Origin of the sequence: Glycomyces xiaoerkulensis (genome assembly GCF_002798405.1) — a bacterium.
Lineage (GTDB): Bacteria > Actinomycetota > Actinomycetes > Mycobacteriales > Micromonosporaceae > Glycomyces > Glycomyces xiaoerkulensis.
This window is the reverse complement of record NZ_PGGV01000015.1, coordinates 135234-150752: the sequence shown is the minus strand read 5'-3', so window position 1 is coordinate 150752 and position 15519 is coordinate 135234. Positions and strand designations below refer to the sequence as shown.

At 70.7% G+C, this 15519-nt stretch carries 15 protein-coding genes; 12 read left to right on the top strand and 3 right to left on the bottom strand.

All coding sequences use genetic code 11. The annotated features are described in order from the left end of the window. Window positions 1-80 precede the first annotated feature (80 nt). Window positions 81-674, top strand: a complete 594-nt coding sequence (locus CUT39_RS05535) for a hypothetical protein (RefSeq protein WP_157930493.1) — start codon at window positions 81-83, stop codon at window positions 672-674. Then, window positions 671-1849 carry a PrsW family intramembrane metalloprotease gene (locus tag CUT39_RS05530; protein WP_100444967.1) on the top strand — a complete coding sequence of 393 codons (1179 nt, stop codon included), beginning with the start codon at window positions 671-673 and terminating at the stop codon, window positions 1847-1849. Before CUT39_RS05535 ends, CUT39_RS05530 begins: the two co-directional genes overlap by 4 nt. A 1-nt stretch (window position 1850) precedes the next feature. Here the strand turns inward: CUT39_RS05530 and CUT39_RS05525 are convergent, their stop codons facing one another. Together CUT39_RS05525 and CUT39_RS05520 are read right to left on the bottom strand one after the other, a co-directional pair. Next, the gene (locus CUT39_RS05525) at window positions 1851-2453 is read right to left on the bottom strand and encodes a hypothetical protein (RefSeq protein ID WP_100444966.1); all 603 of its coding nucleotides are present in this window, start codon (window positions 2451-2453) and stop codon (window positions 1851-1853) included. A 131-nt stretch (window positions 2454-2584) separates the two neighbouring features. Continuing rightward, window positions 2585-3637 carry a polyprenyl synthetase family protein gene (locus CUT39_RS05520; RefSeq protein WP_198586899.1) on the bottom strand — a complete coding sequence of 351 codons (1053 nt, stop codon included), beginning with the start codon at window positions 3635-3637 and terminating at the stop codon, window positions 2585-2587. 94 nt (window positions 3638-3731) lie between these two features. On the opposite strand from CUT39_RS05520, the gene metF reads away from it, so the two are divergent. The 7 genes from metF to CUT39_RS05480 all read left to right on the top strand — a co-directional run bounded on the left by metF (window position 3732) and on the right by CUT39_RS05480 (window position 10913). Then, window positions 3732-4658: a methylenetetrahydrofolate reductase [NAD(P)H] gene (metF, locus tag CUT39_RS05515; RefSeq protein ID WP_100444965.1), complete on the top strand. Its 927-nt coding sequence runs from the start codon at window positions 3732-3734 to the stop codon at window positions 4656-4658. 78 nt (window positions 4659-4736) lie between these two features. Further along, window positions 4737-5345: a CDP-alcohol phosphatidyltransferase gene (locus tag CUT39_RS05510; protein WP_100444964.1), complete on the top strand. Its 609-nt coding sequence runs from the start codon at window positions 4737-4739 to the stop codon at window positions 5343-5345. A 36-nt stretch (window positions 5346-5381) separates the two neighbouring features. Then, window positions 5382-5762, top strand: a complete 381-nt coding sequence (locus tag CUT39_RS05505; RefSeq protein WP_100444963.1) for a tetratricopeptide repeat protein — start codon at window positions 5382-5384, stop codon at window positions 5760-5762. A 164-nt stretch (window positions 5763-5926) separates the two neighbouring features. Beyond that, complete coding sequence (locus CUT39_RS05500; protein ID WP_157930492.1) at window positions 5927-6415, top strand: SAV_6107 family HEPN domain-containing protein; 489 nt, start codon at window positions 5927-5929, stop codon at window positions 6413-6415. Window positions 6416-6570: 155 nt separating this feature from the next. Continuing rightward, a complete protein-coding gene (aspS, locus tag CUT39_RS05495; protein WP_100444962.1) occupies window positions 6571-8352 on the top strand; it encodes an aspartate--tRNA ligase in 1782 nt (593 codons plus the stop codon). A 197-nt stretch (window positions 8353-8549) separates the two neighbouring features. After that, window positions 8550-9896, top strand: coding sequence for a serine/threonine-protein kinase (locus CUT39_RS05490; RefSeq protein WP_100444961.1), 1347 nt, complete (start codon window positions 8550-8552; stop codon window positions 9894-9896). A gap of 123 nt (window positions 9897-10019) precedes the next feature. Continuing rightward, entirely contained in the window at window positions 10020-10913 is an 894-nt protein-coding gene (locus tag CUT39_RS05480) for a hypothetical protein (protein ID WP_114149484.1), read from the top strand. A 54-nt stretch (window positions 10914-10967) separates the two neighbouring features. Here CUT39_RS05480 and CUT39_RS05475 read toward each other — a convergent pair whose 3' ends face one another. Next, complete coding sequence (locus tag CUT39_RS05475; RefSeq protein ID WP_100444958.1) at window positions 10968-12704, bottom strand: carbon starvation CstA family protein; 1737 nt, start codon at window positions 12702-12704, stop codon at window positions 10968-10970. 173 nt (window positions 12705-12877) lie between these two features. On the opposite strand from CUT39_RS05475, the gene CUT39_RS05470 reads away from it, so the two are divergent. The 3 genes from CUT39_RS05470 (at window position 12878) to CUT39_RS05460 (ending at window position 15505) form a co-directional block, all read left to right on the top strand. Beyond that, window positions 12878-14251: a replication-associated recombination protein A gene (locus CUT39_RS05470; RefSeq protein WP_100444957.1), complete on the top strand. Its 1374-nt coding sequence runs from the start codon at window positions 12878-12880 to the stop codon at window positions 14249-14251. Then, a complete protein-coding gene (locus CUT39_RS05465) occupies window positions 14241-14813 on the top strand; it encodes a hypothetical protein (RefSeq protein WP_100444956.1) in 573 nt (190 codons plus the stop codon). Before CUT39_RS05470 ends, CUT39_RS05465 begins: the two co-directional genes overlap by 11 nt. A 203-nt stretch (window positions 14814-15016) precedes the next feature. Next, window positions 15017-15505 (top strand): DUF948 domain-containing protein, encoded by a 489-nt coding sequence (locus tag CUT39_RS05460; RefSeq protein WP_157930491.1) that lies wholly within the window; start codon window positions 15017-15019, stop codon window positions 15503-15505. Window positions 15506-15519: the final 14 nt, after the last annotated feature.

The window sequence follows — 15519 nt, the reverse complement described above, 5'->3', positions numbered from 1 at the left end:
CCTCCCCGTAACCTGGTTTGGACGCGCGGGGGTTCGGCAGGCTCCCGCGCCTCGCGCGCGGAGGCTCGGGGAGGGGACACTTGGGCGAGGCGACCATTCACCTCAATCGGTGGGGCCTGGAACGCGGAAGGACGGGGGCGGCGGTGGCGGCCGCCGCCGCCATCGTGCTGCCGCTCGCCTTCTGGATCGGCCTCGAACGGCTGGTCGGCGACACCACCGAGCAGTTCGCTCAGGGTGAGACGGTCCAACTAGAGTCCTATCCGGTCGGTGATGTCCACTTGCAGTTCCTGCCGCCCGGTCCGGGCTGGTCCTCCGAACTGAGCCTGTCCCGCCACCGCATCACCGTCGACCGCGGCAGGACCAGCGCCACGGTCCAGGTCGACGCCGGTGTGGACAGTCTGGAGCGGCTGCTGGAGCGCCGCGCCGAACGGCTGACCGCCGGCCGGCCCGGGATCGCTGTCACCAACGTGCGCGAGTACTACAACGAGGTCAACGGCCTGGAAGGCTTCCGCGCCGACCTGTACGGCCGCAACCTCGCCGGATCGATCGTAGTCGTCGGCGGCGGCGACGGTGCGGCGGCGACGCTGATCCTGCTGGCCCCCACCGGCCGGCTGGAGGATGACGCCGCCGACGCCGACGCCTTCGTCTCGAGTTTCGTGTTGGCCGACGAATGAGCCTCCAGACTGAACGGGTCGTCATCGAGAGCCAGGGCGCGTTCATCCGCCTCCGGAGGCCCGCCTACTGGCTCTACGTGGCGTGCCTGGTCATCGGCCTGATCAGCCTCGGGCGCGTCCTGTCGCCGGACTACTCCGACATCGCCGGGGCCCTGTGGGCGTCGATCGGCATCAACGCCGTGCTGGCGGTCGTGTTCCTGTTCATCCTCTCCCGGCTCGACCTGTTCGAGCGCGAACCGGTCACCGTCCGCGCGGCCGCCATGTGCTGGGGCGGCCTGGCCGCCGTGTCGTTCTCGGCGATCGCCAACGACGCCTCCCTGGTGGTCCTGGCCGATATCGCCGACCCCGAATGGGCCCGCACCTGGGGTCCGGCGATCGCCGGACCGCTCAACGAGGAGTGGCTCAAGACCCTCGGCGTGGTCATGCTCGTCCTCATCGTCCGTGAGCATTTCGACCGCTCCATCGACGGTCTCATCTACGGGGCGCTGGTCGGCCTGGGCTTCCAGGTGGTCGAGAACCTCACCTACGCGATCAACTTCGCGGTGATCAATCCCAATTCCGACTGGTCGGGCTCGATGAGCGTCACCGTCACGCGGGTCCTGGTGGCCGGGCCCTGGTCCCACCCGCTCTACACCGGCACCGCCGGGCTGGGCATCGCCTACTTCATCACCCAGCTCCGCCGGCCGCTGCGGAAGCGCGTCGGCGTCGCGGTCGGCCTGTTCGCTCTGGCGATCGCCATGCACGGGCTGTGGAACCTGCCGCTGCCGCCGGGCCTCGGCTCCTGGCTGACCGTCCCGCTGACCTACGGCAAGGGCCTGATCATCCTGGTGCTGTTCCTCGTCCTCTACCGCCTGGCCGCCCGCGCCGAGTGGCGCTGGTTCGTGACCACCATGTCCGACCAGCCCGATCGGATCGTCACCACCGAGGACCTGACGACCATGCGGTCGCTGCGCAGCCGCCGCCGCGCCCGCAACCGGGTCGCGGGGGCCTGGGGCAAACGCGCCGGCCAGCTCCACGGCCGACTCCAGCGGGAACTGGTGAACCTTGCGACGCTCCTGGCCCGGGAGCAGCGCCGCGGCGAAGCCTCCGGCGAGGACGCCCCCGACGTGGCCGCCGTCAAACGCAACATCGCCGCCATCCGCGGCCAGCTCGCCGAGATCCGGGCCGAGGAATGACCTAACCGGGGGAGGTGCTCTCGGTGCCGGTGGGCTCCGGGCTCGTCGACTCGCTCGGGCTCGGCGACGGCGTCGGGGAGCCGCTCGGCGAAGGCCCGGTCGTGGTCGGCTCCGGGCTCGGCTCGGGGCTCTCGGTCGGCCGTGTGCTGCCCTCCGGCGACGGCGAACGGCCGCCGGACCGGTCGTCGACCGGGTTGAGTTCGGGCTCCTCGCCGAGAGTCCCGGCCGGTGCGGTCGTCGGCTCCGGACCGCCGGAGGACGTCGGCGCCTCCGCGGTGGGGGACTCGCTTCCTCCGGCCGAGTCCGGGCCGGGGCCGACCGGGCCGGTCGTCGGCTCGGCGTCGGGCTCGGGGTCCTGGCCGCGGGTCTCGGCACCGAAGCCGAACCACCCTTCGGAGATCCCGGCCCCGTCCCGGTCCGAATCCACGCCCATCATCTCGGGGACCGGGCCGCGCAGCATCGCACCGGCCGCCAGCACCCCTCCCGCCACGGTGACCACGGCGATCGCCCCGGTCCGCCGGAACCGCCGCGAATGCCGCAGGTCGTAGCGGATCGATCGCATCGCGCCCTTCACCTCGCGCCCCGCGGCGCCGAACAGTCCCACAGTTGTACTCCACCGTCTCGTGTGCGTCCCTTACCGAACACAACGAGCGGGGCGACGAACGGTAACCGCCGATTCACTCCCAAGGTGGACAATGGTCCGTTCGGCCGAGCCCCGGACGGCGTGCGGCGGATTCAGAAGTCGCGCTTGACGGCCTTGACCAGCAGGCCGGCGAACACTTCCAGCGCGGCCGCGTCGACCTCGCCTCGAGAGGATTCCAGCGCGGCCTCGGCCCGACCGGCCAGTGCGCGGATGCGGTGTTCGGTGTCGGCCAGGGCCCCGGTGGCGGTGAGGATCGCCCGGAGTTCGGAGACGCCGGCGGCGTCGAGGTGCGGGTCGCCCAGGCCTTTGGTGAGGGTTTGGCGCTGGGTGTCGTCGGCGGCCGCCCAGGCGCGGGCGACCAGGAAGGTGTGTTTGCCTTCGCGCAGGTCGTCGCCGGCGGGTTTGCCGGTTTGGGCGGGGTCGCCGAAGACGCCGAGGACGTCGTCACGGAGTTGGAACGCCTCGCCGAGCGGGAGGCCGATGGCCGAGTAGTGTTCGCGCACGCCGGCGTCGGCGTCGGCCAGTGAGGCTCCGAGCAGGAGGGGCCGCTCGATGGTGTATTTGGCCGATTTGTAGCGGGCGACCTTGGCGGCGGTGTGTTCGGAGACGTCGCGGCGCACTTCGGAGAGCACGTCGAGGTATTGTCCGGCGCTGACTTCGGTGCGCATGAGGTCGAAGTCGGCGCGTGCGGCGGCGACGGCCTCGGGGGGCATGCCGGCCGAGCAGAGCAGTTCGTCGGACCAGGCGAGGCAGAGGTCGCCGAGCAGGATCGCGGCTGCGGTGCCGAATTGTTCGGGGTCGCCGGCCCAGCCGGAGTCGCGGTGGAGGGCGGTGAAGCGGCGGTGGATGGAGGGGGCGCCGCGGCGGGTGTCGGAGCCGTCGATGAGGTCGTCGTGCATCAGGGCGGAGGCTTGGAGCAGTTCGAGGGAGGACACGCATGCGATCAGTTCGTCGGAGTCGGGCAGGCCGGCGCCGCGTGCGCCCCAGTAGGCGAAGGTGGGGCGGATGCGCTTGCCGCCGCCGAGTACGAAGGAGCGGACGGCCTCGGCGTAGGCGCCGAGGTGGTCGTCGATTTCGCGGATGAGGGCCGCCTGGCGGTCCAGGAAGGCGGTCAGGGCGGCGTCGATGCGGTCGTTGAGCTCCACGCCCCGACACTAGGCGAACATGCGTCCGTCTCAACTATTGGGTGCGGGGGTGTGCAGGTCAGGACATGTGTACCGGAACGGTTACGGTTGTCGCATGACCCTAGGTGTGGCCTCAGTGATGCCCCAGCAGACCGCCAAGATCGGCGATCTGCTCCGTTCTGGCAGGCCGCGGTTCTCCTTCGAGCTGTTCCCGCCGCGTTCGGAGAAGGACGAGGCGACGTTGTGGCGCACCGTCCGCAACCTCGAGGCGAGGGGTGCCGACTTCGTGTCGGTGACTTACGGCGCGGGCGGGTCCACGCGGGCCAAGACCGTCGAGACGACCGACCGGATCATCTCCGAGACGACGCTGCTGACGATGGCGCACTGCACGGCCGTGGACCACTCGGTGGCCGAGCTGCGGAACCTGATCGGGCACTTCGCCAATGTGGGGGTCCGCAATATCCTGGCGGTGCGCGGTGACCCGCCGGGGAACCCCCGGGCCGACTGGGTCAAGCATCCCGAGGGGGTGCTGCACGCTCATGAGCTGGTCGAGTTGATCAAGTCCTCCGGCGATTTCAGTGTCGGCGTGGCGGCCTTCCCCGAGGGGCATCCTCGGGACGTGGACTGGGAGACGGGGGTGCGCTACTTCGTCGACAAGTGCCGCGCGGGGGCCGACTTCGCGATCACCCAGATCTTCTTCGATCCCGAGGACTACCTGCGGTTGCGCGACGCGGTCGCGGCCGCCGGGTGCGACATCCCGATCGTGCCGGGTGTGATGCCGGTGACCAATATCAAGCAGATCGAGCGGTTCGCGGTGCTGACCGGGATGGACTTCCCCGAGGATCTGGCCGCGAGGCTGCGCGCGGTCGAGGACGACCGCGAGGCGATCCGGGACATCGGCGTGGAGGTGGCGACCTCGCTGGGGGAGCGGCTGCTGGCCGAGGGGGCGCCGGGTCTGCACTTCACCACCCTCAACCACTCCCGTTCCACCCGCCGGGTGTGGCAGAACCTCAACGGCGCCAAATCCGGGTCCGGTCGGTAGGACACCGGGCACGTAGAGTGTTCTACTATGTCCGATGCTGTGCGCACGCCCTTGATGCCGTCTGCTAGAACAAGTTCCATGCGCACCCGTGTGCCCGCCGACTCCCTTGTAGGCAAGGCCATCCTCTCGACGCGGCTCCGGCCCGGGGCCACGGTCGGGCTCGGCCTGACCGCGAGCCTCCTGGTCCCGGTGGCCGTGTTCGCCGGCGGCCCCGCCGTCATCCTCGCGCTGCCGCTGGTCGGCGTCACCGCGCTGGCCGACTCCTCCTATGCGCTCCTGGCGGTGCGCTCGACCCGGCTCTCGCGGCGGGTGCTGGTGTTCGAGCCGCTGGCGGGCCGCGTCGGCGAGGCGGCTTGGCTGGCGGCGCTGTGGCTGCTCGGCGCTCCCGGCTGGGTCGTGGTGGCCACGGGGGCGCTGTCGTGGATCTACGTGCAGACCCGCTCCCGGGCTCGCCAGGTGGGCCTGCGGGACCTCGGCATGGTGACGCTGGGGGAGCGGTCGGTCCGCGTCGCCACCGTGGCGCTGGGTTTCGGGGCGGCCGGTGTGGTGGCCGTGTTCGGCGGCCCGGAGTACGGCGCCTGGATCTCGGGGGCGGTCACGGTCGCGGCGATCGCCTGGATGCTGATGTCCATGCTGGGGCTGCTCCAGTTGATCATCGTGGTGGCGGCGGCGCTGCGCAACGAGTGAGGGAATGCGCCGCCCGGCTCCGGTGTTGGACGCACCATGCGCTACCACGAGATCACCGACGACCAGATCGCCGCCTTCATCGACTCCGACGCCCGTGAGCGCCGGGTGCCCGAGGAGACGCAGCGGCTGCGGGACGCCGAGGAGCTGCTCGCGAAGCGCGACCCGCTGGGCGCGCTCGAGTCCCTCGAGCCGCTGCTGGCCGAGCACCGGGACCACCCGGACGTGATGCTGACCGCTGCGCGCGCCTACTTCAAGTCGGCGCAGTTGAACCGGTGCCTGGCGCTGGCCGAGAGGATGGTCGAGGACAACCCGGCCGACTTCTACGCCCGTCGGCTGCTGGGTCGCACGCTGGAGCGGCTGGGCCGCCGCAAGGAGGCCCGGGGGCATCTGCGCATGGTCGACCGGATCGCCGACTAGGGGCCTGGGGCCGGTTCTGTTGAGCTGCAATGGGATAGCTGTCGGATTGACGACATTCCGTAGTGATCCGGCGATCCTGTGCAGTCTTGGGGGTTTATTTTGTCGGACCCATGTGGTTCCATATCTCTCGAACGCGGGTTCGAACAAGGTTATGGAGGCCCCCAATGGCTGCTTCTCGACCCGGAGCCACCCGGTCGCCCCGCCTGATCCAGGCCGGGAGCGTCTCGAACAGCCGGCTGCGCATCCCCGCCGACCAACTCCCCGACCGCTCGCCCCTGCAACTGCTGGCCAGCGCGCGCGCCGACCTCGACGACGCCGCCGAGCAGGCGCGGCCCGGCCAGCGCTACGCCGAGGCCCACATGGCGGCGCTGCGCGTGGCCGCGGCCGTGCTGGCGGTGCGCGCCGGCGACGTCGCGATGAGCCGGCGCCGCCCCGGTAGGCCCTCGAGCACGTGGGAGCTGCTGCGGGGGGCCGCGCCGGAGCTGGAGGAGTGGGCCTCCCATTTCGCCCGGACCGCGCGGAAGCGGGTGCTGGCGCAGGCCGGCATCCCCGACATCGTCACCGGTGAGGAGGCGGACGCGATCGTGGCCGATTCGCGCCGCTTCCTCGACGTGGTGGTGCGTCTGCTCGGTTTCGACGCCGTCGCCCGCTGATCGGGGCCGGTCTGTGGGCCCGGCCGTACCTCCCGGCACGCCCGCGGGGCTGCTGAACGGGCGGATATACGATTGCTGGCGGTGCGAGGCATTCGAGAGAATGCGCCCTCGAGCCGATCAATCGTCTAACGGACCTTCCGAGGAGTATCGAGCCCGTGTATCGGACACACCTCGCCGGCACCCTGAGTGCCGCTGACGTCGACCAGCAAGTCACCCTCGTCGGCTGGGTGGCGCGGCGCCGCGATCACGGCGGGGTGGAGTTCGTCGATCTGCGCGACGCCTCGGGCGTGGTCCAGGTCGTCTTCCGCGACTCCGAGGCCGCGAGCGCCGCGCACGAGCTGCGCAACGAGTTCTGCATCGAGATCACCGGCGTGGTGGCGCAGCGGCCCGAGGGCAACGAGAACCCGGAGCTGCCCACCGGCTGGATCGAGGTCACCGCCGACTCGTTGACGGTGCTGTCGGAGGCGGCTCCGCTGCCGTTCCAGATCGACGAGCACATCGACGTCTCCGAGGACGTGCGTTACCGCCATCGCTACCTCGACCTGCGGCGCCCCGGCGCGGCCGCGGCGCTGCGCCTGCGCTCCAGGGCCAACCACATCGCGCGCGAGGTCCTGATCGGCGACGACTTCGTGGAGATCGAGACCCCGACGCTGACGCGCTCCACTCCCGAGGGCGCCCGCGACTTTCTGGTGCCGGTGCGCCTCCAGCCGGGTTCCTGGTACGCCCTGCCGCAGTCGCCGCAGTTGTTCAAGCAGCTCCTCATGGTCGCCGGTTTCGAGCGCTACTTCCAGATCGCGCGCTGCTACCGCGACGAGGACTTCCGGGCCGACCGCCAGCCCGAGTTCACCCAGCTCGACGTCGAGGCCTCCTTCGTCACCCAGGAGGACGTGGTGGATCTGGCCGAGCGGATCACCGCGGGGTTGTGGCGGGAGCTGGCCGACTACGAACTGCCGCGTCCGCTGCCGCAACTGACCTGGCACGAGGCGATGGACCGGTTCGGTTCGGACAAGCCCGACCTGCGCTTCGGCCAGGAGCTGACCGAGCTCACCGACCACCTGCGCGGTACCTCCTTCCGCGTCTTCTCCGGCGCGATCGAGGCCGGCGGCTACGTCGGGGCGGTGGTGATGCCCGGGGGCGCCTCCCAGACCCGCAGGGAGCTCGACGGGTGGCAGGACTGGGCCAAGGCCCGCGGCGCCAAGGGCCTGGCCTACGTCGTGCTCGACGCCGAGACCGGCGAGCCGAAGGGCCCGGTGGCCAAGAACCTCTCCGAGGAGCACCTGGCCGGTCTGGCCGACGCGGTCGGTGCGAAGGCCGGCGACGCGGTCTTCTTCGCGGCCTCGGCCGACCGCCGGGAGGCCCAGGAGCTGCTCGGTGCGGCGCGGCTCGAGATAGGCCGCCGCTGCGGGCTGATCGACCGGGACGCCTGGGCGTTCTGCTGGATCGTCGATGCGCCCATGTTCGAGCCGACCGACGAGGGCGGCTGGAGCGCGGTCCACCACCCGTTCACCTCGCCGAATCCCGAATGGATCGACAAGTTCGAGTCCGACCCCGGCAACGCACTGACCTATTCCTACGACATCGTCTGCAACGGCAATGAGATCGCCGGCGGCTCGATCCGTATCCACGACCGCGGTGTCCAGAGCCGGGTGTTCGACGTCCTGGGTCTGAGCCACGAGGACGCGCAGGAGAAGTTCGGCTTCCTGCTCGAGGGCCTGAAGTACGGCGCCCCGCCGCACGGGGGCATCGCCTTCGGCTGGGACCGCGTGTGCGCGCTGCTGGCGAAGACCGATTCGATCCGCGAGGTGATCGCCTTCCCCAAGACCGGGGCGGGGCAGGACCCGCTCACGGACGCGCCGACGCCGATCACGCCCGAGCAGCGGGCGGAGGCCGGAATCGACTTCGTGCCCGAAACCGGACCCCACGAAGCGGAAGACTAGCCCTACGATACGAAGTGAGAGCGGCTCGAGCCCTCGGCTCGGGCCGCTGGTCGTTTCACGTATCCGGTTGCCCCTCGAACGCCTCCGATCGGTAGAAGGCCCCGCGGGCCGAGCTCGGGGCCCGCGACGTGACCGACGTATCGGACACCCGGTCGAGGCAGGAGTAGAGGGAGCGGTTCGTTGTGCGGAGCGGGACCATGCTGGCAGGTCGCTATCGCCTGGAGGAGCGGCTGGCCTCCGGCGGCATGGGCGAGGTCTGGAAGGGCTTGGACACCCGGCTCGGCCGCGAGGTCGCCGTCAAGACCCTCCATGCCGGGTTGACCAGCGACGAGAGGTTCCGCACCCGCTTCCAGCTCGAAGCCAGGGCCGTCGCGGCACTGCAGTCGCCGGGCATCGTGGCGCTGTACGACTACGGCGAAGAGGACGGCGAGGACGGCCCGGTCTCGTACCTGGTGATGGAATTGGTGCGCGGCCGCTCACTGGCCGAGATCCTCGGCGACCGCGGCCCCCTGCCTGCGACCGAGGTGATGGCGATCGTCGCCACCGCCGCCGACGCCCTGGCGACCGCCCACCGGGCCGAGATCGTCCACCGCGACATCAAGCCGGCCAACCTGCTGGTCAACGAGGAGACCGGTGCGGTCAAGATCGTCGACTTCGGCATCGCGGCCGCGCGCGGCGCCTCCGGACTGACCGAGACCGGCACCGTGATGGGCACACTGGCCTACACTTCGCCCGAGCAGCTCGGCGGCACCGACCTGTCCGGTGCCAGCGACCTGTACTCGCTGGGCTGCGTCGCGTACGAGGCCCTGATGGGGCGGCCGCCGTTCGTCTCGGAGACGCCGGTGGCGGTCATGAACGGCCACATGAATCTGGCGCCGCCGCCGCTGCGGCGCGACATTCCGGCGGGCGTGGCGCAGGTGGTGCTGCAGGCGCTCCGGAAGGACCCGGGCTCACGCTATGGCTCGGCGGCCGACATGGCCCGCTCGGCCCGTCAGCGCAGGGTGGTGACCGGCGGAATCCCGGTCGCGGCGGCGGACTCGGCGCAGCCGATGCGAGCCGGTGCGACGGGCCCGGACACGGCGCCGGGGCCCACGAGCCGATTCGACCGGCCCGGGGAGGGGCGGAGCCGCGCGCTGCCGTGGACCGTCACCGGCGCGGTGACGGCGGCGGTGGCACTGATGCTGCTGCTGATCATGGCGCCGTGGGACCGGCCGGACAACCGGATCAGTCCGGCCGACGAGGACCGGACCACCTCTGAGGCCCCGGCCGGGACCGGGTCCCCGACCGGGGAGGCCACCTCGGAGGAGGCCGAGCGGGGGAACGACGGCTGGGAGCCGGCCCCCGACGAGTCCCCGACGCCCGAGGACACGGCGGAGGAGACGGCTGAGGAGGAGACCGGTTCGGCCGACGACGATGCCACGTCCCCCGAGGACGGGGAGACTTCGACCACCCCGGAGGAGGAGACCACGCCCTCCGACGATGAGGAGGAGCCTCCCGAGGACGGGGAGCCGACCACCGGTTCGGACGAGGACGGTGAGAACTGACCGCGGCCGACGTCCCCGAACGGTCGGGACCGGCGGCGATGCCAGCGTTGCCGGGCGGGCGCGCGTGGCGGCTTCGCTGTAATGTGTGGATTGGAAACTCGCACCCCAATAAGGAGGACGTCGATGCCTACCTCGACCACCCGCCGCCTCGCCGGAGCGGTCGCCGTTCCCGCGTTCGCGCTCGCCCTCGCCGCGTGCAGCCCCGAAACCAGCTCGGATTCGGAGGACACCGCGGACGAGGCGCAGGAAGACGATGCGGCCGCTCAACTCAGCCCCCACGAGACGGTCCTGGCCTCGTACGAGGGGCTCGACTCCGAGTCGTACAAGATGGAATCCTCGATGACCGTCGACGACATCGACTTCATGGATATGACGAGCGTCAGCGACGGTGAGTCGGCCCGCTCGTCCCAGGACATGTACATGAGCGCCATCATGGAGGCCATGGGGGAGGACATGCCCGACGACCCCGAGGCGAACGAGATGATGGAGACCATGTTCTCCGACATGCACTCCGAGTCGATCATCGTGGACGATGTGATCTACATGCAGTTCTCCGGCGGCATGTTCGCCATGCTGGCCGAGGACTTCGGCGAGGACGCCTGGTTCACCCTGGACCTGAACGAGCAGGGCGAGCTGAGCGAGCTCTACCAGGAGTTCGGTAGCTTCGACCTGGCCGAGCAGACCGAGCTGATGCTCGAGGAGCTGGGCGACGTCGAGGAGACCGGCGACGGGGTCTACACCGGCACCCTGAGCGCCGACAGCGAGGCCATGGAGACCATGATGGGGGCGACCGGCGCCGGGGCCAACGGAGCCGAATTCGCCGGCGAGACCGAGCTGACGGTCACCATCGACGACCGCGGCCTGCTGGAGTCGATGGAGATGACCCTGCCCGAGATCGAGGGCATGACCATGCGCATGGTCAGCGAGATCGTCGAAATCGGCGGCGACTACGACATCTCCGTCCCCGATTCGGACAACATCCACCCCTTCGAGGACTTCGCCATGATGGGCGGCTGAGCGTCGACCGATCGCAGAGGCCCGCCGGGCATCGCCCGGCGGGCCTTCACGCTGCTAGGGATTGACCTCTTCCTCGAGCTCCTCGGACGGCGCCCTCCGGGCCGGGCCCCTGCGGTCGGGCCACGCCCCGGCCACGGCCCGGCCGGCCTCGACGATCATCCACACCGCCAGCACGAAGATGACCGCGTCGAGCGGCGCGAGCACCCACTCGCCGGCCTCGATGAAGTTGCGCAGGTTGACCACCAGCGCCCACGTGGTCATCCCGACCAGGAAGACCAGCGGAACGAGCTGCGCGAGCGGGTTGGCGCGGCGCTTGAGCACCCACACCGCGATCACCGCCAGCGCCAGGCCGGCCAGCAGTTGGTTGGTGGTGCCGAACAACTGCCACAGCACGCCGAAGGCGTAGCCGGCGTCGCCGCCGCCGGGCAGGAGCGCCAGGGCCAGCGGCACGCCCACCGCGATCAGTCCGGCCGCGGTGAGGCTGTTCGCCGGGCGTCGCCACCCGGCGAGGTGCGAGATCTCCTGCACCACATAGCGCTGCAGGCGGACTCCGGTGTCCATCGTGGTCGCAGCGAAGGAGATGACCACGACCGCCGCGAAGACCACCGCGTAGTCCATCGGGATCCCGAGGTTGCCGGCGAACGAGGCGACGCCGTTGACGAAGTTGCCGACCGCTCCGCCCGAGGCGGTCGAGAAGTCGGCGTAGAGTCCGTCCCACTCGGCCTGCGTGGCGGCGACGCCGGCGCCGACGGCCAGCACCGAGCACAGCGCGAGCGTGCCCTCGCCGATGGCGGCGCCGTAGCCTACGTACCGCGCATCGGTCTCCTTGTCGAGCTGCTTGGCGGTGGTGCCGGAGGAGACCAGGCAGTGGAATCCCGAAATCGCGCCGCACGCGATCGTGATGAACAGGAACGGGAAGATGCTGGGGCTGTCGTCGGGGACGGCGTTGATGGCCGGGGCGACCATCGTGTTCCATCCCACGCCGACGCCCAGCAGCACGACCGCCAGCGCCACGAAAAGCTGGTGGGAGTTGATGTAGTCGCGCGGTTGCAGGAGCACCCACACCGGGATGCGGGAGGCGAAGAAGGTGTAGGCGAACAGGATCACGATCCACACGTTGCGGGTCTGCTCGACGCCGAGGGCCTCGGCCAGGCCGGTGATCTCGATCGGGTAGGCCTGGCCGACCCAGATGAGCACGTAGAGGGCCGCGACCCCGAGCAGGCTGGGCACGAGCGCCGCGCTCCGCCGCCGGTAGACGTAGTAGCCGATGGCGATCGCGATCGGGATCTCGCCGAAGATCGGGATGACCGCGCCGGGGTTGGCGACCAGCAGGTTCCCGATCACCACCGCGAACACGGCGTTGACGAGGGTCAGCAGGAAGAAGATGATGACCAGGAACAGCGTCCCGGCGCGTGCGCCGATCACGTCCTTGGTCAGGGTGCCGATGCCTCTGGCTCGGTGGCGCACCGAGAGGACGAGCGCGCCGAAGTCGTGGACGCCGGCGGCCACGATGGTGCCGACGACGATCCACAGCAGGGCCGGCAGCCAGCCCCAGAAGACGGCGATGGCCGGTCCGACGATGGGCGCGGCTCCGGCCACGGAGGTGAAATGGTGTCCGAATAGGACGTTTTTGTTGGTGGGGACGAAGTCCACCCCGTCCCGGTAGCGGTGGGCCGGGGTGACGTAGGCCGGGTCGAGTCGGTAGACCTTTTCGGCGAGGTATCGGGAGTAGAAGATGAACCCGCAGGCGAACAGTGCGAGCACTGAGATCGCCAGGAAGAACGCAGGCATGGGCTGGCCTCCAGGTGCAGTTGTGACCCAGGCAACTCAACGGTGAGAACACGATAAAGCAGCCGAAACACGTATGTCAATGCCGCACAAGCCCAAAGCGCCTGAACCGACCCGGACTCCGCGGGCCTTGGTGATTCGGTCTGCGCATGCAGATGACTTACGCTTGTGGTGAGATGGATGCACCAGGGTTGTTCGAAGTGGCCGAGTCGCCGCGGGACCGCGGGACCGGCGGCTTCGGTTCGGGCCCGGCCACCGGCGACGAGCCCCTGGCCGTCCGGATGCGGCCCCGCGCACTCGACGAGCTGGTCGGGCAGGAGCACCTGCTCACACCCGGCTCGCCGCTGCGCCAGGTCGTCGAAGGCGGCCAGCCGATGTCGGTCATCCTCTGGGGCCCGCCCGGCTCCGGCAAGACCACCATCGCCCGCCTCGTCGCCGACGCCGACGACCGCCGCTTCCGCGCCATGTCCGCCCTCAACTCCGGGGTCAAGGACGTCCGCGCCGCCATCGAGGAGGCCCGCCGGGTCCGCCGCACCGGCGGACCCCAGACCATCCTGTTCATCGACGAGGTCCACCGCTTCAACAAGACCCAGCAGGACTCCCTGCTCGGCGCCGTCGAAGACCGCACCATCACCCTCCTGGCCGCCACCACCGAGAACCCCTACTTCTCGGTCGTCGCACCACTGGTCAGCCGCTGCGTCCTGCTCTCGCTCCGCGAACTCGGCGACGCCGACGTCGCCGCCGTCGTCGACCGCGCCGTGACCGACCCGCGCGGGCTCGACGGGGCCCTCGATCTCACCGACGAGGCCCGCGACCACCTCGTCCGCACCGCCGGCGGCGACGCCCGCAAGGCCCTCACCGCCCTCGAGGCCGCCGCCTCCACCGCCGAAGCCGAGGGCGACCCCACCGTCACCGTGGGCCTGGTCGAGGCCGCCATCGACACCGCCGCCGTCCGCTACGACCGCGACGGCGACGGCCACTACGATATCGCCAGCGCCTTCATCAAGAGCCTGCGCGGCTCCGACGTCGACGCCGCCATGCACTACCTCGCCCGGATGATCGTCGCCGGCGAGGACCCCCGCTTCATCGCCCGCCGCATGGTCGTCTTCGCCTCCGAGGACGTCGGCATGGCCGACCCCGCCGCGCTCCAGACCGCCACAGCCGCGGCCACCGCCGTCGAACGCATCGGCCTGCCCGAATGCCGCATCAACCTCGCCCAGGCCGTGATCCACCTCGCCACCGCCCCCAAGTCCAACGCCGTCATCGCCGCCGTCGACGAGGCCGTCGCCGACGTCCGCGCCGGCGCCATCGGCCCGGTCCCGGCCGACCTGCGCGACGGCCACTACCGGGGCGCCGCCGAACTCGGCCACGGCGCCGGCTACGTCTACCCGCACAACGACCCGCTCGGCGTCGTGCCGCAGCGGTACGCCCCCGATGCGGTCGCCGACCGCGACTACTACCGGCCCACCCGCCACGGCGAGGAGGCCGAGATCGACGACCGGCTGGCCAAGATCCGCCGGATCGTGCGGAAGGGCGCCGATGACCGGTGAGGAGCCGCCGCCCGGCTCCGCGCGCTCGGCCGACCGGATCGCCGAGGCCGTCATGGCCGCCGGACGCCGGGTCGAGCGGCTCCGCCTGACGGTCCAGGCCGTCGCCGGAGCGGCCGTCCTGCTGGTCGCCGCTGTCCTGTGGCTGGGGCGCGCGGCCACCGTCGACCCGACCCACCGTGCGGCCGACGCGCTCGAGGTCCCGGCCTGGGCCGCCACCAGCGTCGCCGACCGGACCTACGGCAGCCGCTGGTGCCTGGGGGAGTGCCGGGTGCGGATGCGCACCTGGACCTCCGAGGGCCCGGTGGAGGACACCCACCGCGAATTCGGGCGGGCCGCGCTGGAGAGCGGATGGCTTCCGGCCGACGAGGGACTGTGCGTCGGCGGCCCCGGTGAAGGGGGCTGCTACGTCCGCGACCAACTGTTCCTGGAGCTGTGGGTGGTGCCGGCCGCCTGCGACGATCGCGGCTCGTGCACGGGCTCGGAGGTGACCGCCGTGCTGGCCTCGCAGGCCGCGCTGCCGCGCCTGGCCGAAGAGCGCGGCACGGTCGCCGATGACGCCTGAGCTCAAGTGGACTCGACCTCGGCCGGAGGCACGGGACACGGCCCGGGCCGCTCCGGGTGCGCCCCATTGCGCCTTCCATCCGGAACCGCACGGTAAGGTCAGGGCTGCGCTGGTCATGCGCGAAAGCCAGGAATCACTAACGGCCGCACCGATGCGGTCGGTTCTTCGTCGAGGGGGAAGTCGTGCCGGAGGAGACGTTGGCATTGGAGTTCAACGACGGTTGGGATCTGTTCGCGGCCCTCACGGGGATCGCCATACTGATCCTTTGTGTCGTACTGAGTTTCGTGCTCATCAGCGTGCGCAACAAGATCGTGACCAGGGCCGGTCGGACGCTCGACCGGGTCGACCGCGAGGTCGGCCCGCTGCTGCGCAATCTCAACACCACCGTCGAGAACGTCAACGAGTCCCTGGTGAAGGTCGACGGTGAACTCGAGAAGGTCGGGTCCATCACCGGCAACGCCGCCCACATCTCCTCCAACGTCGCCAACATCACCAGCCTGGTCACCTCCGCGGTCGGCTCGCCGCTGGTCAAGGCCGCCGCATTCGGCTTCGGCCTGCGGTCGGCGGTCAAGCGCCGGGGCCAGGAGGCCGACGAGGAGCAGGTGCGCCGCATGGTCGAGGCCTCCAAGCAGACCAAACGCGAGCGCAAGCAGGCCCGCAAGGACCGCAAGAGCCGCAAGCGTCGGAAATAGTTTGAGGAGAACCC

Excerpts from the sequence above, each read along its gene's own strand:
- CUT39_RS05510 (WP_100444964.1), top strand. The coding sequence starts at position 4,737 with ATGCGCACCCGTGTGCCCGCCGACTCCCTTGTAGGCAAGGCCATCCTC.
- CUT39_RS05505 (WP_100444963.1), top strand. The coding sequence starts at position 5,382 with ATGCGCTACCACGAGATCACCGACGACCAGATCGCCGCCTTCATCGAC.
- metF (WP_100444965.1), top strand. The coding sequence starts at position 3,732 with ATGACCCTAGGTGTGGCCTCAGTGATGCCCCAGCAGACCGCCAAGATC.
- CUT39_RS05490 (WP_100444961.1), top strand. The coding sequence starts at position 8,550 with ATGCTGGCAGGTCGCTATCGCCTGGAGGAGCGGCTGGCCTCCGGCGGC.
- CUT39_RS05470 (WP_100444957.1), top strand. The coding sequence starts at position 12,878 with ATGGATGCACCAGGGTTGTTCGAAGTGGCCGAGTCGCCGCGGGACCGC.
- CUT39_RS05465 (WP_100444956.1), top strand. The coding sequence starts at position 14,241 with ATGACCGGTGAGGAGCCGCCGCCCGGCTCCGCGCGCTCGGCCGACCGG.
- CUT39_RS05500 (WP_157930492.1), top strand. The coding sequence starts at position 5,927 with ATGGCTGCTTCTCGACCCGGAGCCACCCGGTCGCCCCGCCTGATCCAG.
- CUT39_RS05475 (WP_100444958.1), bottom strand. The coding sequence starts at position 12,704 with ATGCCTGCGTTCTTCCTGGCGATCTCAGTGCTCGCACTGTTCGCCTGC.
- CUT39_RS05480 (WP_114149484.1), top strand. The coding sequence starts at position 10,020 with ATGCCTACCTCGACCACCCGCCGCCTCGCCGGAGCGGTCGCCGTTCCC.
- CUT39_RS05530 (WP_100444967.1), top strand. The coding sequence starts at position 671 with ATGAGCCTCCAGACTGAACGGGTCGTCATCGAGAGCCAGGGCGCGTTC.